The sequence below is a fragment of the Paraburkholderia sp. BR13444 genome (assembly GCF_040948755.1).
Classification (GTDB): domain Bacteria; phylum Pseudomonadota; class Gammaproteobacteria; order Burkholderiales; family Burkholderiaceae; genus Paraburkholderia; species Paraburkholderia youngii.
In genome coordinates this window covers 1-255 of sequence record NZ_JBFPKM010000075.1, presented here as the reverse complement: position 1 = coordinate 255, position 255 = coordinate 1, and the positions used below count along the sequence as shown (strand labels likewise).

Genomic DNA, 255 nt, shown 5'->3' with positions numbered 1-255 from the left:
CTCTTCGAGGCTCGGGCCGTGGCCGCACCACTCGCTGTTGCGCTGACCGAGGATCAGCGCGGTATCGGCGAGGCGCAGCACGTACTGCAGATGTTCGGGCGAGGGGGACGTAAGGGACGTAGTGGACGTAGTGGTCATGGCGCGCTTACATGTGGTTGACTTCGTCGGGCAGCGTGTAGAACGTCGGGTGGCGATAGATCTTGTCGCCCGCCGGTTCGAACAGCTCGGCCTTCTCGTCGGGCGCCGAGGCGGTGA

1 protein-coding gene and 1 pseudogene are annotated in these 255 nt (G+C 65.1%); both read right to left on the bottom strand.

What is annotated here, in order from left to right:
* The coding region (locus AB3X95_RS39050; protein ID WP_368624015.1) for a Phenylacetic acid catabolic protein at positions 1–138 on the bottom strand (138 nt) is incomplete at its 3' end.
* Positions 139–145: 7 nt separating this feature from the next.
* Positions 146–255: pseudogene (locus AB3X95_RS39045) on the bottom strand (1,2-phenylacetyl-CoA epoxidase subunit B); the annotation flags it as partial.